This is a genomic window from Streptomyces sp. NPDC048462 (assembly GCF_043200175.1).
In the GTDB taxonomy this organism is placed as follows: Bacteria; Actinomycetota; Actinomycetes; order Streptomycetales; family Streptomycetaceae; genus Streptomyces.
Genome location: NZ_JBICXG010000028.1, coordinates 47,355 through 67,186, shown reverse-complemented (window position 1 = coordinate 67,186; position 19,832 = coordinate 47,355). Strand labels below are relative to the sequence as shown.

Below are 19,832 nucleotides of genomic sequence, written 5' to 3'. Positions count from 1 at the left end.
GCGAGTGGCGAAAAATCTTCTGTCGAGACCGAAAGGGGCTCGCCGGACGGTCGCTCGGATGGCACACTAAAAACGCTCTGGAACATGCTCAGGAGGTAATGCATGACTGATACGCCGGAAACCAACGCGGCCGAAACCGAAGCGGCCGAGACCAATGCCGTCGAAACCGACGTCGTCGAGACCAGCGCCGTCGAGACCAATGCCGCCGAGACCGACGCCAAGCGCAAGTTCCAGGAGGCTCTGGAGCGCAAGTCCCGCAACGCCAGATCCCAGCAGGCGCACCACGAGGCGCGGCTGAAGATCAACGGCGCGAGTGGTCTCAACCGCCAGCACCGGAATTTCCGGCGCAAGGCCGGCTGACTCCGGACGGGCATTTCTGAGGGTCGCCGCGATCCCCCCAGGGGGGTCGCGGCGACCCTGTTTCTTGCGCTCGGTGATCCCTCTCCGGAAGGCCCGTCGGAGTTTCCCTCGATTCTCGGTCGAGAATCACTCGATGATTTCCTGGAATGGGCTCTGCATTCCGGCCGAAATATGTTCCGTCGGAGGGTGCGGTGATTGTTTTTCGCCCGAGTACGCGGGCGCCCGAGTACGCGGGCGCGCGGCAGAGCGGCCCGAGGGGGCGCGAGGGGCGCGCGCTAAGCGGCCAGCGCGGCCCGGTCCAGCTTGCCGTTGTGCGTCAGCGGCAGCCGGTCCAGGTAGCGGATCCGCTGCGGCATCATGTGGGCCGGCAGCCGCGCTGCGAGCGCCCCGCGGACCGCGCCCGCCGGGACGGCATCGCGTTCCGCCACGACGTACGCGGTGAGCGACTGGTCCCCGTGGGGGCTGTCCGTCACCAGACAGGCCGCGCCCGAGACACCCGGCACCGCGCGCAGCGCCGACTCGATCTCGCCCAGCTCGATGCGGAAGCCCCGCAGTTTGACCTGGCCGTCCTGACGGCCCGCGTAGTACAGCAGCCCGTCCTCGTCGGCCACGGCCCAGTCACCGCTGCGGTAGTGCCGGCCGGAACCGTCACCCGGGTCGACGAAGCGCTGCGCGGTCAGTTCCGGGCGTCCCATGTAGCCGTTGCCGACCCCGCTCCCGCCGACCCACATCTCGCCGTGCTCCCCGGCCGGAACGGGCCGGCCCCCGGCGTCGCGCAGCGAGACCGACAGGTGCGGCAGCGGACGCCCCAGCGGCGTACGGCCGGGCGCCGCACCCTCCAGAACGGCAGGGGTGAGCGGGCAGTACGTGACGTGGACCGTGGTCTCGGTGATCCCGTACATGTTGATCAGCTCGGCGTCCGGGGCGATCCCGGCCGCCCACCAGCGCCTCACATCGGCGGGGATCAGCGCCTCGCCGCCGAAGACGACCCGGCGCAGCGCGGGCAGCCGTACCTTCTCGGCGATGGCCTCCGCGGCCAGGTTGCGAAAGGCGGAGGGCACCTGGTTGAGGACGGTGACGCCCCGGCTCGCGAGCAGACGGGCGAACTCAAGGGGTTCCGTGGCGGTCTCACGGTCGACGACGACCGAGCGGCCGCCGTACAGCAGCGGGCCCCACAGCTCCCACACACTGAAGTCGAAGCTGAGCGAGTGGAACAGCGTCCACACGTCGTCCGGGCCCGTGCCCAGCAGTGGTACCGCCGCGTCCAGCAGGGCCAGCACCTGACCGTGTCCGACGACGCAGCCCTTGGGGTCACCGGTGGACCCGGACGTGTGGATGACGTAGGCGGTGTCGTCGGGAACCCGCCGGCCGCCCGGTCCTCCGTCCGCCCCGGACGCGGTCCGGGCCGCCAGGACGAACGGGCCCGCCTTCGCGACCGGGATCTCCCCGTCCAGCAGCCCGCTGTCCGAGACGACCAGTTCGCACCCCGAGTCCCGCAGGAGGTACTCCTGACGGGCGGCCGGGTAGCCGGGGTCGATGGGCACGTACGCGGCGCCGGAACGCAGAATGCCCAGGACGGCTCCCGGGGCGTAACGGGTCCGGGCGGCACGCAGTGCGACCAGCCGGCCGGGCCCGGTGCGGTCCTCCAGGCGGCGCGCGACGGCGTCGGCCAGCCAGTCCAGTTCGAGGTAACTCACCTCGCCCCCGGCGTCGGACACGGCGGTGCGGGCGGCGTTGCGGGCCGCCACCGCGGCGAACCGGGTGTCGATGCGGCCGGCGGAGTCGGCGGTCACCGGACGTCCTGCAGAACGGCCGCGGACACGGCGGGAGCCGGTGCCAGGGCGTGCACCAGGTAGCTGGCGACGTCACCCGGCGTGGTGCCCCGGCCGAAGACCCGGTCCGCGCCCAGCGTCGCCGCCGCATCCGGATCGAAGCGGGGACCGCCGACCACCAGCAGCGGCCGTTCGTGCTCGGCGAATTCGGCGCGCAGTTCGGCGCTGAGCTCCCGGACGTTGGTGAGGTGGGCGTCCCGCTGGGTGACGGCCTGTGAGACGAGGACCGCGTCGGCACCCTCGGAGCGGGCCCGGCGCACCAGATCACCGACCGGGACCTGTGCGCCCAGGTTCAGGACCCGCATCTGCTTGTAGTACTCCAGGCCCTTCTCGCCGGCGAAGCCCTTGATGTTGAGGATCGCGTCGATCCCCACGGTGTGCGCGTCCGTGCCGATGCAGGCGCCGAGGACCACGAGTCTGCGGCCGAGCCTGTCCCGTACCGCCGCGTCGGCGTCCTTGGCCGCCAGCAGGGGGTAGCCGCGCTCGGTGATCACGATCCGGTCGAGGTCCACGGAGTGGGTCACGGCTCCGTACACGACGAAGAAGCTGAAGTCGCTGCCGCCGACCGCCTTGCTGTGCACGACCATCGGGCGTTCCATGCCCATGCGCCGGGCCAGTTGCAGCGCGGCACCCTCGGCCAGCGGGCCGTGCGGCAGCGGCAGGGTGTAGGACAGCTGCACCATGCCGTCGTCGGTGGTGTCGCCGTACGGGCGGACGACGCCGCCGTGCCGCGTGTCGCCGTACGGGGAAGCGGTGTTGCTGGGATCGGTGCTCATCCGCCCTCGTTTCCTTCCAGGAGATCGGCGGCCGGATTGCGGTAGCCGGGTGCGCGCGCCACGACGCCGTCGGAGCCCCGGCCGCCGTCCGAGGGGCGCCGCATCCCGCCGAACGTGCCCTGCCCGATGGCGTGCAGCAGCCCCCGGTCGCAGATGTTCTCCAGCAGGTCCACGGCCTCGCCGAGCACCTGGTGGGCGCGGTTCGCGATGAACCCGCCCGGCGCGGGGCGGAAGTCCTCGGCGAGCGAACCCGCCGAGCCGAGGACGTAGCGGACGTTGCGCAACGCCAGGTCGCGGTCGGACAGGAACGGTGTGACGACGGCCTCGGTCATCATCCCGACCAGCAGGATGTTCTGTCCGGTCAGTGCGCCCGCGAGGTTGAAGAAGCCGTTGAGCAGATAGCCGCGGAAGACGTCACCGGTCATGTGCCGGGTCGGCGGCATCCACTTCAGCGGTGCGTCGGGGAACAGCTCCCGGGCCAGCATGGCGTGCGCCAGCTCCAGACGGAACGAGTCCGGCCGGTCCGGGTCGATCTCGAAGGCGTGACCGAGACCGAGCTGCCCGTCCGGCAGCCCCGCCTCCTTGGCGAAGTACTCGTTCAGGAGCTGACTCGCCGTCACCGTGTGGGCGGCGTCCACGGCGTCCGCGGTCGTGAGGTAGTTGTCCTCGCCGGTGTTGATGACGATCCCGGCACGGGCGTGCAGCTGCCGGGAGAAGCGCTGGTCGACGAAGGTGCGCACCGGGTTGATGTCGCGGAAGAGGATTCCGTACATCGAGTCGTTGAGCATCATGTCGAGGCGTTCGAGACCGGCCAGTGCGGCGATCTCCGGCATGCACAGGCCGGACGCGTAGTTCGTGAGCCGTACGTAGCGGCCGAGCTCGGCCGACACCTCGTCGAGCGCGGCCCGCATCAGCCGGAAGTTCTCCTGGGTGGCGTACGTGCCGGCGTAGCCCTCGCGGGTCGCGCCCTGCGGCACGTAGTCCAGCAGCGACTGACCCGTCGAGCGGATCACCGCGATCACATCGGCGCCGCCGCGCGCCGCAGCCTGCGCCTGCCGGATGTCCTCGTAGATGTCGCCGGTCGCCACGATCAGATAGAGCCAGGGAGAGGGCGGGTCACTCAGGTCGCCGACCAGCCGCTCCCGTTCGGCGCGCCGGGTGTCGATGGCGGCCAGGCCCCGGGCGACCGCGTCGTGTGCCGCCCGGGCGGCCAGCTCGGCGTCCTCGCCCTCGGGAACGCGGAACTGCACGGTACGGGCGGTGGCGTGGGCCGCCAGGCCGGTCAGGTCGTGGTACGGCCCGGTGCGCAGCGCGTCCCAGACCGGCAGGCAGACGCCGTGTTCCAGACCGACGGAGTCGGCCACGGTGTCGACGAGCCGGTTCACCCAGGGGATGCCCTCGGTGTCGGCGCCGTTGAGCCCGGCCAGGCGCAGGGTGGCGCGCTCGACGGAGACGGTGGTGTGGGAGCGGGCGAGCTCGACGACGGGGCGGCCGACCCGGGCGGCCAGCGCGCGGGCGCGGGCGACGGTGCCCGGATCGAGGCCCAGTTTGCCTTCGGCGGGCGGCGCGGGGGCGGTCACCGCCCGGCTCCGTCGCCCGCGGGGGCCCGCACCCGGTCGAACAGAGCGCGTACGCCCGGCTCCTCGCGCACGAGATCCAGGGCCAGGGCGCTGTGGCCGGGCTGGTATCCGTTGCCGATCAGCAGCGTGACATCGCGGGCCAGTCCCTCGGCGCCGAGCGCGGCGGTGCTGAACGACGTGGCCATCGAGAAGAACGCCACGGTGCCGCCGTCCCGTGTGGCCAGGATCGCGGCGTGCTCGCACCCCGCCACGTCGGTGCAGACGACCGTCACGTCGGCGGGGCCGCCGCGGCTCTCGATCAGCGCGTGCAGGGCGACGGCGTCCCGGGCGTCCGCCCGTATCACCTCGTCGGCGAGGCCGGTGGCGGTCAGGGCCGTCTCCTCGGCGGAGCCGGGCACCACGCCGGTGATCCGGCCCGCCCCGGCGCGGCGGGCGGCGGCGAGCGACAGGGAGCCGGACTTGCCGCCGGCGCCGAGCACCAGCACCGAGGGAGCGGTGCCGCGTTGCGCGTACGAGGCGACGAGGCGCGCGGTCAGCGCCGGTGCGCCGCACACGTCCAGCACCGACAGGGCCAGTTCGTCGGGGAGGTCGTCCGGCAGCGGGGCGGCGACGGAGCGGCCGAACAGGATGGCGTGACCGCGCGCCGGGACCCGCTCGCTCAGCCCGTCCCAGTCGCGCAGTCCGTCCGTGATCTCCAGCGGGGTCAGGGTCAGTGACACCAGGGTCGCCACCCGGTCGCCGGGGCGCAGACCCAGTGGTGAGGCGGGCCCCACCTCGGCGACGGTACCGATCAGCATGCCGCCGGACCCGGTCACCGGGTTGTGCATCTTGCCGCGGTTCCGCACGAGTGCGCACACCGCCGCCCGCACGGCGTCGCCGTCCCCGCCGTGCTCCTCGCGCAGTTGCCGGAAGGACGCGGCGTCCAGGTTCAGACACCTGACGTCGATACGGACCTCGTCCTGGGCCGGCCGGGGATCGGTGTCGAGCCGGAGGGCGGCCTGCGGCAGCACACCCTTGGGCTCGCGCACCCGGTGCAGCCCCAGTGCGGACGCGGTGTCCACCGGTGCGCTCGTCATGACGCCCCGCCGATCAGTGTCTGTGCGCTCGTCCACCACTCCCGGCCCGCTTGGGGCAGTGTGTGCACCGGGTCGTAGTAGTGGTGCACCCGCTCCAGCGCAGCCGGGTCGTCGTGGTCGACGGTGGTGCGGTAGTTCTTCGTCCAGGACGATATGCCGCGCTCCCGGTCGTAGCCGTCCACCTGGTCCACCCAGCGCTTGCCGACGTACGGCACGTCGCAGACCAGCCGCGGGGTCGCGAACCCGGGCAGGTAACCCATCAGTGAGTGCTGCAGTTCCTGGGCGCGCGCCAGCGGCAGCCGCCAGTGCTCGGCGCCGGGGATCATGTCGCAGAGGTAGAAGTAGTAGGGCATGATCCCGGCGGAGTCGAGCAGGGCGAAGCACAGGTCGAGCAGCCCCTCCGTCGTGCCGTTGACCCCGTCGAGCAGTACGCCCTGGTTGCGTATGTCGCGCAGGCCCGCGTCGAGCAGGGCCCGGGACGCCTCCGCGACCAGCGGGGTGACCTGCTGGGCGGCGTTGGCGTGGGTGTGCAGGGCCAGCGAAACCCCCCGCGCGCGGGCGTCGGCGGACAGTTTCGCGACCCCGTCGACGACCTGCGGGGCGAGCCAGTGCTGCGGCAGCCCGATCAGGCCCTTGCTGGCCAGCCTGATGTCCCGGATCGAATCGATCTCCAGGAGCCGGCCGACGAACGACGCGAGCCTGGGCCAGGGCACGTTGGCCACGTCGCCGCCCGAGACGACGACGTCCCGCACCGTCGGGGTGGCCCGCAGGTAGTCGATCATGCGGTCCAGCCGGTCGGCGGGGCGCATCACGAAGCGGTACTTGGTTATCTGCGGAGTGGAGGTGCCGACGAGATCCATCCGGGTGCAGTGCCCGCAGTACTGCGGGCACGTGCTCACCAGTTCGGCGAGCACCTTGGTCGGATACCGGTGGGTCAGCCCCTCCACCGCCCACATCTCCGCCTCGTGCAGTGAGTCGCGGGAGGCGAGCGGATGGCTCGGCCACAGCGGATGCCGGTCGGAGGCGACCGGCAGCATGTAGCGGCGTACCGGGTCCTCGTACCAGGCGGCGGTCTCCACCTCGGTGTGCGGGGCGATCGTGTTCAGGACGTGCGGCGGCAGCAGGATCGACATCGTCGCGTGGTGGCGCTGGTCCGCCTCGACGTCGTCGTAGAACACGTCGTCGAGACCGGGGCCCGCCACCGCGCGCAGCTCGCGGACCCCCTTGACGCAGTGCGAGCGCTGCCACTGGGCATCGCGCCATTCCCGCTCGGTGACGTCGCGCCAGCCGGGGAAGCGGCGCCAGTCGGGTTCCACCGCCTCGTGACGGCGGTAGGCGTAGGGCTGCGGGAGACTTTCGACGGGGCTGTCCGCAAGGGCGGCCTCGGCACGGAGTGAACGGGACACCATGTTCCTCGGAATTCCTCGGGCGGACTGGCGGACGACCGCTCAGCGGGTGAGCCGGTAGACGAGCAGACCTTCCTGGTCGCGCTCGGGCTGGAGCTCGAACCCCGCGCGCTCCATGACGCGCTGCGAGGTCACGTTGTCCTCGGTGGTCGTGGCGACGACCGTGTCGAGGCCGCTCTGCCGCAGGGTCCAGGCGGCGAGCTCGCCCAGGGCCTCGGTGGCGTAACCCTGGCCCCTGGCCTGCTCGGTGAGGTCGAAGCCGATCTCCGCCGAGCCGTCGGCGGGCGGACCGTGGAAGCCCATCGCGCCGACCACCACGACGTCCTCGGCCCGAAGCAGCAGGTACATGCCCCAGCCGGGCACATGGACTCCGGCGCCGGCGGCACGGGTGAGCATCTTCGCCGCGATCCGGGTCTCCGCGCTGGGCGTGCCGCCCAGCCATTCGAGCCCGGCCGTGCCGCCCTCGGTGAGCTGCTCGGCCTCCTCGGGCAGCACCTCGCGCAGCCACAGCCGCGGGGTCACCAGCAGCTGCACGGCGGGACGGGCGGCGTCCTCGGCGACCGCCCGGCGCACCGCGGCGGGGCGGCCGTCCTTCCACAGCTCGGAGATCCGGTCCAGACAGGCCTGTTCGCCGCCGGTCCAGCCGGTGGCGAGCCAGCCGTCGGGCAGGCCGCTGCCGGTCGGCCACAGGGCGTACTGCTGCCGGTCGTTGACGATGACTGCGTGCGTCACAGAGTTCTCCATGGGGGTGTACGGCCCGTCAGCCGACAGGGTCGATCAGGTCTAGGGCGTCCATCAGCCGCACCAGATCCTTGGCGGATCCGAGGGAGACCCGCAGATATCCGGCACATCCGAAACGCCCGGCGTCGCGGACGAGAATGTCATGGTCCCGCTCCAGCAGCCGTTCGGCTGTGGCCGAGTCGGAGACCCGTACGGTCACGAAGTTCGTCGCCGAGGGCAGCGACCGCCGCCCCCTGCGCTCCAGTTCGCCTCGGAACCAGGCCCGTTGCAGCGCGTTCTGCCGGCGTACCTCGTCCAGATGGCCGCGGTCCGCGAGCGCGGCCACGGCGGCGGCCTGGGCGACGGCGTTCGCGCTGAACGGCATCGTGCCCTGGACCTCGCGCAGCCGGGCGACGAGCTCCGGGCTGCCCACGGCGTAACCGATCCGCAGGGCGGCCAGCCCGTAGGCCTTGGAGAACGTGCGCAGCGACAGCAACGGGGCACCGCTGCCCAGGTAGTCGCGCAGCCGGGGAGTGCCCGCCGGGGCGAACTCCAGGTACGCCTCGTCGACCACCAGGGGAGTGCCGGTCACGGCCGCCCGCTCGACCAGCAGCTCCATGCGGTCGCGGTCCAGAACGGCGCCGGTCGGGTTGTGCGGGTGGCAGATGTAGACGATGCCCGCCCGCTCCATCGCGGCGGCGACGGCTTCGGCGTCCACCCGGACGCCGTCGAGCGGGATCTCCTCGCAGCCGCGCCCCACGGCCTCCAGGCAGACGCGGTAGCCGGGGAAGGTGCCCGCGGTGGTGAGGCCGGGACGGTCGCGGTCGCCGAGTGCGAGCGCGGACAGCAGCACCAGTTCGTCGCTGCCGTTGGCGACGGCGACCTGGTGCTCCCCGACGCCGAGCCGCTCCGCGATGGCGCGTACGGGCGCCGAGCGGGCCGGATCGGGGTAGACGGAAGCCGGGTCGAGGGCCTCGTGCGCGGCCAGCAGCGCCAGTGGGCTGGCGCCGTGGGCGTTCTCGCTCAGATGCAGCCGCACCGGACCGGTACGTACGGTGGTGACCGTCATGCGGCGTCTCCCAGCAGGATGCCGAAGCAGTAACTGCCGGGCTCAGCCTCCAGCGTGACGAAGCGGTGCTCGGCACCGGCCGGCACATGCAGCAGCGCCGGGGAGGACAACTCGTGTGTCTCGTTCTCGACGGTCACCTCGATGCGGGCGCCGCCCGGACTGGGTGAGACGAGGAAGTAGATCTCGGCCACCTCGTGCCGGTGCGGATCGGCGACGGGCCTGCCCACCAGATGATCGATGGGCCCGCCCGCGACCTGGACCGGCACACCACCGAACATGTCTGCGGTGAGGTAGAAGGGGGCCGGCTGGTGGTGGCCGGCCACCGGCAGGAACTGCGGGATGTCGGTGCGGATCTCAGCGGTTGCCACGCAGGCCACTCCCTCTTCCGGCTCCGGTCCGTGAACGGTGACCAGAGTGGAGGACGCCACTCGAGCGGCGCTGGAGCACCGCGTGCGGCAGGCCCGCGGCGGCTCACCCCACGGGCACCGGAGCGGCGAGGCCTTCCGGGGTCACGGTGCGGTGTTCGCCGTCCGGGTCCGCGATCGTGAACGAGAGGAGCGAGAACACCCGCTGGATCACCTGCCGCATCGATTCGTAGTCCGTGGCTGTGCCCTCCACCCAGGCGAGTTCGCCGCTCTGCACTCCGACGGGCAGCCGGGCTCCGGACAGGTAAGGGATGACGATCTTCTCCACACCGTCCACGGCGAGCGCGTCGCGCAGCCCGTGCACGCGGACATAGGTGCCGCCGCCGGGCGGCAGGGGCACCGCCCGGGTGAACACCACCCGCCGTTCATCGGCCCGCACCTCTGAGACGTCCTCGCCGAGCGCCACCCGTCCGGCGAGCGTGACCGCGTCGAAGTCGCCCGAAAGACTGGCTAGTTGGGGTTGGAAACCGCCGAGTCGTCCGTTGACCTCGATGATCCTCGGGCCATCGGCGGTCAGCTTCAGCTCGGTGTGGGTAATGCCGGTGGTGATCTCCAGTGCGTGCAGGGCCGAGGTCACCACATCCAGCGCCGCCGCACGTTCCGCCGCCGCGAGCGGCGCCGGGCGCACGTTCCCCACCTCGCGGAACGGTGGCTCCAGCGGGAACTTCCCGGTCACCGCCCAGTGCGAGACCCGGCCCCCGGTCACGGCCGACTCCACGGAGATGAGGTCGCCCAGCGGGCCGCAGTCCCGGCCCCGCAGATACTCCTCCAGCACCAGCGCGTTCTCCCCGCCCGCCCCGGACAGCAGCTCCGCGACCAGTGCGGCGCCCCGGTCCGCGTCCTCGACCAGATGGGTGCTGCGGCTGCCCTCGCCGGTCTGCGGCTTGAGCACGGCGGGCAGTCCGACGGCCGCCAGCGCCTGCGCCCAGTCGCCCGGACGGCGCACCTTGAACGAGCGCACGGAGTCGGCGCCCCGCTCCCGCAGCCGGCGGCGCTGCGCGTACTTGTCGCGCAGCAGCTCCACCGTGGCCGGCGAGTGGTACGGCAGGCCGAGCCGCCCGGCGATCTCGGCGGTGACCGACAGCTTGGACTCGCTGAAGGTCAAGATGGCGTCCGGGGCGTGGGCGGCGAGCAGCCGGGCCGACACGTCGTGATCCGTGGCGTCCAGCCGGACGACCGGGGCCAGCTCCTGGGCCAGCGGCGCCACCTCGTCGCCATGGTCGCCGGGCCACAGGGCCAGGACGGGATCGCCCAAGGAGGCCAGGCCCTCCACGATGTCCAGGAGGAAGGCGGAGCCCCGGTCGTAGACGACGGCGATGACGGGATGCTCAGACATGTTCACGTCCTTGGGGCAGGGTACGGTCAGGCGGCGGACTGGTCGGATTCCTCGGCGTACCGCACTCCGGAGAGCACGCTCGCCACGGGGGCGCCGGGGACGGTGGCCGCGCTCCGGGCTGCGGCCGGGGCCGTCACACCGAACAGCGGCAGCGCGGCGTCGGTTCCGCCCACCTCCGCCTCGATGGAACGGCGGGCCGACCAGCGCTGCCGGGAGAGCCGGAACCGGTCACTGACCACCTGTTCGCCGCGGACCGCGTTGATCTGGCTGCCGTCGTGCTCGAAGCCGAACTTGGCGCACACGGCCTGGGAGGCGTCGTTGCCGCGCCGTACGACGGAGAACGCCTGGTCGGCGCCGAGCCCGGTGAAGGCCAGCTCCAGGGCGGCCGCCCTGGCGTGTCCGCCGAGGCCCTCGCCCTGCCGGCCCAGCGTCAGCCACGACGTCAGCAGTACCTCCCGGGTGACGCCGAAGTCCCGGGCGCCCAGGCTCTGCGAGCCGACCACCTCGCCGTCGGCGACCACGACCAGGAAGAGCGTCCAGTCCTCGGGGGCCCAGGTGGCCATGGCGTGCCAGTGGCGCTGGAGGACGCGGCGGGCGACCACCTCGGGGGTGCCGTCCGTCCACTGCGAGAAGAACGGCATGAAGCCGGGGGCGTGCACCCCCTCGGTCGCCCGGTCCGCGAGCGCGTCGAGATCCTCGGGCGTGGGCCAGCGCAGCTCGACGCGCGATGTGCGCACGCTGATCCCGGTGAGCGGCCAGTTGTTCATGATGGGCAGCACCTCGCTTGCTTCGTATCGGGAGTCCGGTCGGCCCGGACCGTCACACGGAGGCCGTGGCCGCTTCGGCGGCGGTCTCGTGCGGGGCGGCGGCGGTGTCCGGCGCGGGCGGCGCGCCCGCCGCGGAATCGTCCGCCGCTTCGGCCGCCTTCTCCTGCGGCGTCGGCAGGTCCGCCTCCGGGCCCAGCACCGTACGCAGCCGCACGGCCACGGCGACGACCGCCAGACAGCCGGCCAGCAGCGCCGCCATCAGGCCGAGGCCGTCCGCCCACGGCAGCAGGGCACCGGCGAGCGCCGGTCCGGCCACGGAGCCGGTCGAGACGGCAACCGAGAGCACGGCGTTGACCCGGCCCCTGATGTGCTCGGCCGCCAGGTCGTTCAGCAGCGAGGTCACTACCGGGAAGACCAGCGCCTCGCCCACCGAGAGCAGCACCACCCCGGCCATGGCCAGCGCCAGCGCGCTGCCGCCGTGCCGCAGCCCCGCGGCCAGGACCAGCGCCCAGGCCACGGCCCACACCGCGCCGGAGACGGCGAACACCGTGCTGCGGCGGATGCGCTGAATCCGGTCGGCCAGCAGCACCTGGGCGCCCACCGCGACCAGGATGTTGACGGCGAAGGCACCGGAGATGCCCTCGGGTCCGAGCGCCCCGCCCTGCGTCAGATAGCCCGGCAGACCCGAGCGGAACTGCCCGTACGAGACCAGCGAGCAGACCGCCAGCGCGGCCAGCAGCAGCCCGATATGACGCTGGGTCAGTACCTCGCGGTAGCCGGCCCGGCGCTTGCCGGCGGCGCCCTCCTCGTCTTTCCCGGACGCCTTGACCACCTTCGGCAGCAGCCAGAACAGCGCCGCGCCGGCCAGCAGGAACGTAGCCCCGTCCGTCAGGTAGAGCACGCTGAACCGGACCGCGCGCGAGCCCGCGTCCATGGACGCCACCAGACCGCCGACGAGTACCCCGAGCCCGGTCATGGCGTTGAACACCGCGTAGTCGGCGGAGTAGGCAAGGCCCCGCTCCCGCGCGGAGGCGGCCCCCGCGTACAGGTAGCGCAGCACCGTGCCGACCCCGCTGATTCCGAAGCCGTACACCAGGGCCGCGGTCAGCGCGGTGTACACACCGGTCGCCTGCGCGTACAGCGCCGTGCCGATGCCCGCGACGGCCATCACCACGGGCACCGTGGTGCGCGGCGGGAACCGGTCGAGCAGCGAGCCCCACAGCAGTCCGCCGGCCACGGCCGTGGCCGCCTGCACCGCGAGCGTCACGGCGGGCACCCAGGCGGGCAGGCCGCGCACCTCACTGAGGTAGATCCACAGGAACGGCAGGACCAGGCCGCCGCCGAACGAGTTGAGCGCGTTGACGCAGAGGACGACACGGGTGCGCGGGGAGAACTCCCGCAGCGTCGCGAGGGGACTGGCCATCACTGGGCCTCCAGTACGTACAGCCACGAGTGCGGGGTGCCGAACGGCACGACGCGGCGCGGAACCAGACCGGCTCCGGCGAACAGCTCCTCGTACGTCTCCTTGGTGTGCAGCGGCACACCCATGAGCGCGTGGGCCAGCTCGTAGCCGAGGGAGAAGACCGGCAGTGCCGCCGAGTCCTGCGAGTCCGGCCGCAGCATCGTGTCCGCGAAGACGAACGTGCGGGCCGCCGGGAACGCCTCACGCAGCCGGGTGAAGGTGTGCGGCCGGGTGACGGGGTCTGCCAGCAGGTCGTGCAGCAGGAAGAAGCTCATCACCGTGTCGACCTCGGCGAGGGTCTCGCGGTGCGCGGCCCGGTGGCACACGTCCAGCACGTCCGTCCGGATCGCCCGGACCCGGTCGGCCAGGCCCGCCTCGGCGATCGTGCGGTGGCCGAGGTCAGTGGCCGGACCGCTGATGTCCAGACCGAGGCCCCGGGTGCCGGGGCGCTCGCCGACCACCCGCGAGACGCGTGCGGAGATGCCGCTGCCGAGGTCGGCGAGGACGGAGAAGTCCACATCGGCCAGGACCGAGTTCAGGGTGCCGGCCATGAAGGAGCGGTCGTTCTGACCGGAGCCGAGCGCCACCATCGCCTCGTCGCGCAGCACGTCGGTGCCGAACTCGGCCTCGCCGGCCACGATGCGGTGGGCCTGCGCGAAGACCTCGTTGTATCCGCCGACGCCCCAGGTGAAGTACCCGCGCATGCGGATGACCTCCTGGCCGGCTGTGGTCAGCAGCGCGGTGTGGCCGTCGTTCTGGAGCCGGACCCAGCCACAGGTCGCCGCGGCCCGGACCACCTCGCGCAGCTCCCGCTCGCGGACGGCGGGGCCGGTCTCGGCGACGAGGACGCGCAGGTCGAGCAGCGGGTCGACGGCCAGCCGGTCCCAGACCCCGAGCCGGTCGAGGGCGTTGATGACGGTGCCGGCGACATAGCCGTTGAAGGCCTGGTCCACGCCGATCGGCGCGGGCGCGGCCCCGGCCCAGTCGGCTGGAACGGGCACCGCGGCGGTGAGGTCCTGGGCGGTTTTCATGGCGGTTCCTTTCGTGAGTACGGGTACGGGTACGGGGGTTCAGGGATCAGGTGTGCGCGGCGGCGGCCGGCCGGAGCGGCGTCCCGGCGAGCTCGCACCAATCGGCGAGCAGCTCGTCGGCGGACGAGGAACCGGCGACCGGGGCGTAGACGGCCAGCGCCACCGCCCAGCCGTCACCCGCAGGGGCGAGGGCACAGCGGACCAGCGGGACGTCCGCCGCGGCGAACGTGTCCTCCGCGGCGGCGGCCCGCACACGGCCGGCCGGGGCGGCACCGCTGTCCGGGGCGAGCACCGTCACCGGCACCGGCCGGCCGGAGACGCGGGCGAACCAGCGGCCGCCCGACCGGGTGAAGACGGTGCGCAGGTCCGGGTGACGGTCCTGGAGCGCGGCCAGTGCGGCGTCGGCGGCCGGGGCGCCGGGCACCGGACCGGGCAGGATGGCCGTCGCGCACAGCGTGTGCTCGGCCGCGCTCCCCGAGCGCACCAGGTCGTGGAAGAGCCAGCGCTGCTCGTGCGGGGTGAGCGGGCGCAGTCCGGGCGGGACCGTCGCGGTGACGGAGCCGGAGCGCTGGAAGGGGTACCCGGGCAGCCGCACCCGGCGCCCGCCGCGCCCCAGCGTGCAGTCCACGTCGAAGCCCCGCTCCCACAGCGTGGCGAAGAGTCGCGCGTACGAGGCCGGATCCAGGGGGTCGAGGCACAGGACACCCGCTTCGGTGGCGCCGGCACCCAGGCGGACCACCAGCACCTCCCCCTCAGGGCCCTTGGCCGGCGGGGTTGCGGTGGCTGTCGCCGCCGCCCGCAGCGCGTCGGGGAGGGACAGTTCACCGCGCAGCGCCGACGCGGCGGCGGCCGCCGGCCCCCGGCCGAGGACCACGTCCGGACGCACCCCGTGCGCGGCCAGCCAGGACGCCGTGCCGTACAGCACCGCCGCCGTTTCGGCGGCCTGCGGCAGACCGAGGTCCCCGGCGGTGGCGGACGCCTCGACGGCCTGCGCCAGCGGGGGAGTGCCGAGCGGGGCCGACCCGTCACCGAGGTCGAGGACCAGGCCGGGCACCGGAGCCGCCCGGCGCGGGCGCGCCGCCGACTCCCGCAGCGCGTCGGCCAGTCCGGCGACGCTCGTCCCGGTCACCGCGTGCCGGACGGCGAACCGCTCCCGCCCGTGCGCGAGGGTGAGGGCCACGTCGTCGGGGTCCAGTGACGGGTCCGCCGCCAGCCGGTCCGCGAGCCGGACGGCCGCCGCCGCCGCGGTCCGCTCGTCCCGGGCGGATACCGCCAGTACCCGCGGCGCCCCGGGGCCTGCCGGAAACGTTGTCTCCATCGCGGTGCTCACACCCTCTCCCGTACGTGTTCCTGCACGACCACATGGGCGTTCGTGCCACCCACCCCGAACGAGCTCACCCCCGCCGTGCGCGGCCGTCCGGCCGGGGTGTCCCAGGCCCGTCCCTCCGTCAGCAGGGCGAACCGGCCGCCCTGCCCGGTGAGTTCGTCGATGGGTTCGCTCACATGGGGCGTCGCGGGGAGCACTCCGTGGTGCACGGCGAGCACCGTCTTGATGAGCCCGGCGATCCCCGCGGCCGTGTTGCAGTGCCCGATGGACGCCTTCACGGAGCCGACGGCCACCTGCGGGCCCGAGGTGCCCAGCGCCGCGCCGAGCGCGGTGGCCTCGATCGCGTCGCCGAGCCGGGTGCCGGTCCCGTGGGCCTCCACGTAACCGATGTCGGCCCCGGTGACCCCGGCGGCGGCGACGGCCCGGCGGATCACCCGGGCCTGCCCCTCGATCCCGGGGGCCGAGTAGCCGACGCGCTCGCGGCCGTCGTTGTTGACCGCGCTGCCCCGGATCACCGCGTGGACCGGGTCACCGTCCCGCTCGGCGTCGGAGAGCCGGCGCAGCAGCAGCGCCCCCGCCCCGAACCCGCCGACGGTGCCCGAGGCCCGCCGGTCGAAGGGGCGGCAGACCCCGTCGTCGGCGTACAGCAGGCCGGGCCGGTAGACGTACGAACCGTCGGACTCGCCGTCGAGCGAGACGGCCCCGGCCAGCGCGTAGTCGCTCTCGTGGCGCAGCAGCGCCCGCGCGGCCAGGTGCACGGCGTACAGCCCGGTGGAGCAGGCGGTGTCGAGCAGCAGTGCCTCGCCCCACAGGTCGTGCAGATACGCGAAGCGGGACGCCACGAACGTCGGGTCGACGCTGACCACGTCGTCGACGCGGGCCTCGCCGTCGGTGTGGGCGAGCCGGGGGCAGCCCGCGTACAGGCTGGTGCGGTGCGCGATGTCGGACAACCGCAGCGACGCGTCCTCGACGGCTGCCCACAGCACCTCGTGCAGCACACCGTGCTGGGGGTCGCCCGATTCGACGTCGTCGGCGGTGAGCCCGAGCAGCCCGGCGTCGTACCCCGGGCCGTCGGCGAGCATCCCCCAGCGGGCCACGCGGCGGGTGCCGTCGCCCCGTTCGGTCACCAAAGGCCCGGGGCCCTCGGTGAAGCAGTCGCGGCCCGCCGCCAGATTGTCCCAGTAGGCCGCCAGGTCGGGGGCGCCGGCGAACCGGGCGCCCATCCCGATCACGGCGATCGCGTCGTCCTGTTCGCGGACCGTCGCACGCGGTGCCCGTTCCCGCTCGCCGAGCTCCTCGTCGGCGCTCGCGCCGCCGATGAGCCGGGCCTGCGAGCGGACGCTGGTGAACCGCATCAGTTCGGAGACGGACGGGGCGGTGCCGGTGGTCTCCAGCAACGCGTCCTGGAGCTTGACCAGCAGCAGCGAGTGGCCGCCCGCGTCGAAGAAGTTGGTCTCCCGGTCGAAGACGCGGCCCGGCAGCACCTTCCGCCAGGCCTTCAGCACCGCACCGGTGACGCCACCCGCCGGCTCCTGCGGCGGAGCGACCGGTGCCACGGACTGAGCGACCGGCGACGGCGTCGCCGCGTCCGGTGGTGCGGGCAGCCGCTTGCGGTCGATCTTGCCGTTCGGGGTCAGCGGCAGCTCACCGAGTGCCAGCAGGTGCGAGGGCACGGCGAACCGGGGCAGTACGGCGCGCAGATGGTTCCGTACGCTCTCCAGCGCCGACGGACGGTCAAGGACCGTGTAACCGACGATCTGCTTCTCGCCGGCGTCGTTGATCCGGGTCGTGACGAACGCCCCCCGCACCTGCGGGTGTGCGCGCAGAGCCGCCTCGACCTCGCCCAGCTCGACCCGCTGACTGCGGATCTTGACCTGGTTGTCGGCGCGGCCGATGAACTCCAGCTGCCCGTCGGCCGCCCACCGCACCCGGTCCCCGGTGCGGTACAGCCGCGCCCCCGGCTCGTCGCCGAAGGGATCGGGCACGAACCGCTGCGCGGTGCCGCGCGGATCACCGAGATAGCCCCGGGCCACGCCCGAGCCGCCGAGCACCAGCTCACCGGGCACGTACACCGGCGCGGGGACCAGCGTGCCCTCCAGGACCACATGGAGCCGGGTGCCCGGCACCGCACGGCCGATCGGCACGGTGCGCGCGCCCTGCGGCACCTCCTCGATGGGGTGCCAGGAGGAGGTGAAGGAGTTCTCCGTCGGCCCGTAGCTGTGCAGCAGCGTGCCCGGACGCGCCCAGCGCAGGGCCTTGCGGATGTGCGGTACGGAGATGATCTCGCCGCCGAAGTAGACGCGGCGCAGCGACTGGAGCAGGTCGGGGGTGTCCTCGATCAGCCGGTTCAGCAGCGGAGTGGTGACCAGCAGGGTGGTCACCCCGTGCGCGCGGACCGCGGTGCGCAGCTCGCGTGGGCTGAGGACGAGTTCCTTGTCGAGCACGACCAGCTTCGCGCCGTGCGTCAGCGCGCCCCAGATCTCGTACGTCGCACCGTCGAAGTTCAGGGGGGACAGGTGCGAGACGGTGTCGTCGGGGCCCAGCGGCACGAATTCGGGGCGGTGCATCATCCGCAGCACCCCGCCGTGCGGCAGCACGACCCCCTTGGGACGGCCCGTGGAGCCGGAGGTGTAGAGCACGTTGAAGGCCGTCTCCGGCCCGGCCGAGGTGTGCGGCGCCGACACCGGCAGCGGCCTGGCCGCCGCCCGGACCGCCTCCGGGGTGTGCACGGGCAGCCCGGTGACCCGGTGCTCCTCGCCCGCCTCGGCGATCAGGAGCCGGGGGCGGGCGTCGGAGACCACCAGCTCCAGCTGGGCGTCGGGGTAGGCGGGGTCGAGCGGCAGGTACGCGGCCCCGGCCAGCCCCACCGCGAGCATGGCGGTGACGGTGTGCGGGCCCGGACGCAGCAGGAGCGCTACGACATCGTCGGTGCGCACCCCCTGGATACGCAGCCAGTGCGCCATCCGCACCGCGTCCCGCACCAGTTCGCCATAGCTCAGCCGGGTCCCGTTGTGCACGACGGCGGGGGCGCCGGGGGCGCGGCGCGCCTGCTCCAGCACCAGCTCCGGCACGGTGGCCGAGGCCACCGGTGTGCTCGGGGCGCCGGCGTGCGGCGCCGCCGCGAGAGAGGCCAGCAGCCCCCGGCAGGTGATGCCCGGCCGGGACGCCACCGCCAGCATCCGGTCGATCTGCTCCGTCATCAGCTCGGCCGTGGCGGGCGCGTACAGGTCCTGGTCGTAGTCGATGCGCAGCACGAGCCGGTCCGGGGCCTCCACGGCCGCGAACGCCAGGTCGTACTTGGCTCCCGCGCTCTCCGGATGCAGCAGCCGCACCTCGGCATCCGGTACCCGCCAGGCTGATGCGGGCTGCGGCTGGTGCAGGAAGACCGCCGAGTGGGCGGGGGCGCTGCCGGGAGGCAGGTCGCCCGAATCCGCGTGGGCCTCCATGGACTGGAGGACCTGCTCGCCGAGCGCGGCCGCGTAGTCCGCGAAGGGGCGGGCCGCCTCGTGCACGGAACGCACGGGCAGGACCCGGGTGAACAGGCCGACGGCATTGTCCTGGCCCGCCTCGTGCCGCCCGGCGAACGGCATGCCGAGCACACCGTCGTCCTCCCCGGACCAGGCGTGCAGCAGCAGGCTCCACACCGCGAGCAGGACCATCGCCGGGCTGACACCCTCGCGGGCGGCGAGCGAACGCACCTCGGCGAGCCTGCCGCTGTCCAGCTCGCGCTCGGTCCAGCCCGCCGGGCCGAGCATCGTGTCCTCGGCACGCAACCGGTCCGGCAACGGGGCCAGCCGCGCGGGCTCGCCGTCCAGCAGCGTCGTCCAGTACGGGTCGGGGGCCGTCGCCGCAGGCTGCGGCTCGGGCACGGGCACCGGCACGAAGCGGGGGTCGCGGCCCGCGTGCCGGGCCCGGTAGGCGGTGATCAGGTCCTCGGCGAGCACCTCGGCGGACCGGCCGTCCGCCACGAGGTGATGCACCGTCACCGTGACCAGGGCCCCGTCGTCGAACCGGAGCGCCTCGACCCGCAGCAGCGGCGCGGTGCCCGGGGCCAGCGGGCGGGCCGAGGCCCGGGCGGCGTCGGCGAGCGCCGCCTCGCGGTCGTACCCGCCGGGACGCACGGCGATGTGCAGCGGCGCCGCCACACCGGGCTCCGCGGTGTGGCGCAGCGTGCCCCGCACCGTTTCGAACCGTCCGGCCGGCGCGGGGTGGCGCTCCAGCACATCGGCCAGGGCCGCGCGCAGCGCCCGGTCGTCGAGGTCGCCGCGGAACTCCAGGCAGACGGGGATGTTGTAACGGCCGGACTCGGGCTCACAGCGGTCCGCCAGCCAGATCTCCAGCTGTGCGGAGGAGGCCGCGCTCACGCCCCGGCCCCCGCACGCGTCCCGGGGTCACCGCTGACCGGGACGGCCCCGGCGAGGAAGGCGGCCAGCTCGGTCACGGTCGGGTGCGCGAAGAACTGGCGTACCGTCAGGGACGTCCCCAGCTCCCGCTTGAGCGTGCGCACGATCCGCAGCGCGCACATCGAGTGACCGCCGACCAGGAAGAAGTTCTCCTCGTCGTCGAACTCGTCGTGGCCCAGGCTCTCGGTCCAGGCGGTGCGCACCAGCGACGCCAGCTCGCTCGTCGCACCGTCGGTGGGAAGCGCCGATGTCATGGGGAGAC

The 19,832-nt window shown here is 73.4% G+C and carries 16 protein-coding genes; 1 reads left to right on the top strand and 15 read right to left on the bottom strand.

Features of this window, described 5'->3' with window-relative positions:
* The first annotated feature begins 102 nt into the window (after positions 1 to 102).
* Positions 103 to 360, top strand: coding sequence for a DUF5302 domain-containing protein (locus ACGFU6_RS32555; RefSeq protein ID WP_393616173.1), 258 nt, complete (start codon positions 103 to 105; stop codon positions 358 to 360).
* Positions 361 to 635: 275 nt separating this feature from the next.
* Here ACGFU6_RS32555 and ACGFU6_RS32550 read toward each other — a convergent pair whose 3' ends face one another.
* From ACGFU6_RS32550 to ACGFU6_RS32480, 15 genes are all read right to left on the bottom strand, one after another.
* Positions 636 to 2,153: an amino acid adenylation domain-containing protein gene (locus ACGFU6_RS32550; protein WP_393616172.1), complete on the bottom strand. Its 1,518-nt coding sequence runs from the start codon at positions 2,151 to 2,153 to the stop codon at positions 636 to 638.
* Positions 2,150 to 2,968 (bottom strand): OAM dimerization domain-containing protein, encoded by an 819-nt coding sequence (locus ACGFU6_RS32545; RefSeq protein ID WP_393616171.1) that lies wholly within the window; start codon positions 2,966 to 2,968, stop codon positions 2,150 to 2,152. Before ACGFU6_RS32545 ends, ACGFU6_RS32550 begins: the two co-directional genes overlap by 4 nt.
* Positions 2,965 to 4,548 carry a lysine 5,6-aminomutase subunit alpha gene (locus tag ACGFU6_RS32540; protein WP_393616170.1) on the bottom strand — a complete coding sequence of 528 codons (1,584 nt, stop codon included), beginning with the start codon at positions 4,546 to 4,548 and terminating at the stop codon, positions 2,965 to 2,967. The genes ACGFU6_RS32545 and ACGFU6_RS32540 overlap by 4 nt, the downstream gene beginning before the upstream one ends.
* The gene (locus tag ACGFU6_RS32535) at positions 4,545 to 5,624 is read right to left on the bottom strand and encodes an L-erythro-3,5-diaminohexanoate dehydrogenase (protein WP_393616169.1); all 1,080 of its coding nucleotides are present in this window, start codon (positions 5,622 to 5,624) and stop codon (positions 4,545 to 4,547) included. The genes ACGFU6_RS32540 and ACGFU6_RS32535 overlap by 4 nt, the downstream gene beginning before the upstream one ends.
* Complete coding sequence (locus ACGFU6_RS32530) at positions 5,621 to 7,033, bottom strand: KamA family radical SAM protein (protein ID WP_393616168.1); 1,413 nt, start codon at positions 7,031 to 7,033, stop codon at positions 5,621 to 5,623. Before ACGFU6_RS32530 ends, ACGFU6_RS32535 begins: the two co-directional genes overlap by 4 nt.
* Before the next feature lie 39 nt (positions 7,034 to 7,072).
* On the bottom strand, positions 7,073 to 7,762 hold the full coding sequence (locus ACGFU6_RS32525; protein WP_393616167.1) for a GNAT family N-acetyltransferase: 690 nt from the start codon (positions 7,760 to 7,762) through the stop codon (positions 7,073 to 7,075).
* Positions 7,763 to 7,790: 28 nt separating this feature from the next.
* A complete protein-coding gene (locus ACGFU6_RS32520) occupies positions 7,791 to 8,819 on the bottom strand; it encodes a pyridoxal phosphate-dependent aminotransferase (RefSeq protein ID WP_393616166.1) in 1,029 nt (342 codons plus the stop codon).
* Entirely contained in the window at positions 8,816 to 9,187 is a 372-nt protein-coding gene (locus ACGFU6_RS32515) for a cupin domain-containing protein (RefSeq protein ID WP_393616165.1), read from the bottom strand. The genes ACGFU6_RS32520 and ACGFU6_RS32515 overlap by 4 nt, the downstream gene beginning before the upstream one ends.
* Before the next feature lie 103 nt (positions 9,188 to 9,290).
* Complete coding sequence (locus ACGFU6_RS32510; RefSeq protein ID WP_393616164.1) at positions 9,291 to 10,580, bottom strand: ATP-grasp domain-containing protein; 1,290 nt, start codon at positions 10,578 to 10,580, stop codon at positions 9,291 to 9,293.
* A 26-nt stretch (positions 10,581 to 10,606) separates the two neighbouring features.
* Positions 10,607 to 11,347, bottom strand: a complete 741-nt coding sequence (locus ACGFU6_RS32505) for a GNAT family N-acetyltransferase (protein WP_393616163.1) — start codon at positions 11,345 to 11,347, stop codon at positions 10,607 to 10,609.
* Between the two features lie 52 nt (positions 11,348 to 11,399).
* Positions 11,400 to 12,770 carry an MFS transporter gene (locus ACGFU6_RS32500; RefSeq protein WP_393616162.1) on the bottom strand — a complete coding sequence of 457 codons (1,371 nt, stop codon included), beginning with the start codon at positions 12,768 to 12,770 and terminating at the stop codon, positions 11,400 to 11,402.
* Positions 12,770 to 13,840: an SAM-dependent methyltransferase gene (locus ACGFU6_RS32495; RefSeq protein ID WP_393616161.1), complete on the bottom strand. Its 1,071-nt coding sequence runs from the start codon at positions 13,838 to 13,840 to the stop codon at positions 12,770 to 12,772. Before ACGFU6_RS32495 ends, ACGFU6_RS32500 begins: the two co-directional genes overlap by 1 nt.
* A gap of 46 nt (positions 13,841 to 13,886) precedes the next feature.
* Positions 13,887 to 15,170 (bottom strand): hypothetical protein, encoded by a 1,284-nt coding sequence (locus ACGFU6_RS32490; protein ID WP_393616160.1) that lies wholly within the window; start codon positions 15,168 to 15,170, stop codon positions 13,887 to 13,889.
* Positions 15,167 to 19,531: an amino acid adenylation domain-containing protein gene (locus tag ACGFU6_RS32485; RefSeq protein WP_393616159.1), complete on the bottom strand. Its 4,365-nt coding sequence runs from the start codon at positions 19,529 to 19,531 to the stop codon at positions 15,167 to 15,169. The genes ACGFU6_RS32490 and ACGFU6_RS32485 overlap by 4 nt, the downstream gene beginning before the upstream one ends.
* On the bottom strand, positions 19,528 to 19,824 hold the full coding sequence (locus ACGFU6_RS32480) for a phosphopantetheine-binding protein (protein WP_393616158.1): 297 nt from the start codon (positions 19,822 to 19,824) through the stop codon (positions 19,528 to 19,530). The genes ACGFU6_RS32485 and ACGFU6_RS32480 overlap by 4 nt, the downstream gene beginning before the upstream one ends.
* Positions 19,825 to 19,832 lie beyond the last annotated feature (8 nt).

What these genes read in the sequence shown, in the direction of transcription:
- ACGFU6_RS32495 (WP_393616161.1), bottom strand. Translation starts at nt 13,840, where the DNA reads ATGAAAACCGCCCAGGACCTCACCGCCGCGGTGCCCGTTCCAGCCGAC.
- ACGFU6_RS32535 (WP_393616169.1), bottom strand. Translation starts at nt 5,624, where the DNA reads ATGACGAGCGCACCGGTGGACACCGCGTCCGCACTGGGGCTGCACCGG.
- ACGFU6_RS32545 (WP_393616171.1), bottom strand. Translation starts at nt 2,968, where the DNA reads ATGAGCACCGATCCCAGCAACACCGCTTCCCCGTACGGCGACACGCGG.
- ACGFU6_RS32500 (WP_393616162.1), bottom strand. Translation starts at nt 12,770, where the DNA reads ATGGCCAGTCCCCTCGCGACGCTGCGGGAGTTCTCCCCGCGCACCCGT.
- ACGFU6_RS32530 (WP_393616168.1), bottom strand. Translation starts at nt 7,033, where the DNA reads ATGGTGTCCCGTTCACTCCGTGCCGAGGCCGCCCTTGCGGACAGCCCC.
- ACGFU6_RS32555 (WP_393616173.1), top strand. Translation starts at nt 103, where the DNA reads ATGACTGATACGCCGGAAACCAACGCGGCCGAAACCGAAGCGGCCGAG.
- ACGFU6_RS32520 (WP_393616166.1), bottom strand. Translation starts at nt 8,819, where the DNA reads ATGACGGTCACCACCGTACGTACCGGTCCGGTGCGGCTGCATCTGAGC.
- ACGFU6_RS32505 (WP_393616163.1), bottom strand. Translation starts at nt 11,347, where the DNA reads ATGAACAACTGGCCGCTCACCGGGATCAGCGTGCGCACATCGCGCGTC.
- ACGFU6_RS32480 (WP_393616158.1), bottom strand. Translation starts at nt 19,824, where the DNA reads ATGACATCGGCGCTTCCCACCGACGGTGCGACGAGCGAGCTGGCGTCG.
- ACGFU6_RS32510 (WP_393616164.1), bottom strand. Translation starts at nt 10,580, where the DNA reads ATGTCTGAGCATCCCGTCATCGCCGTCGTCTACGACCGGGGCTCCGCC.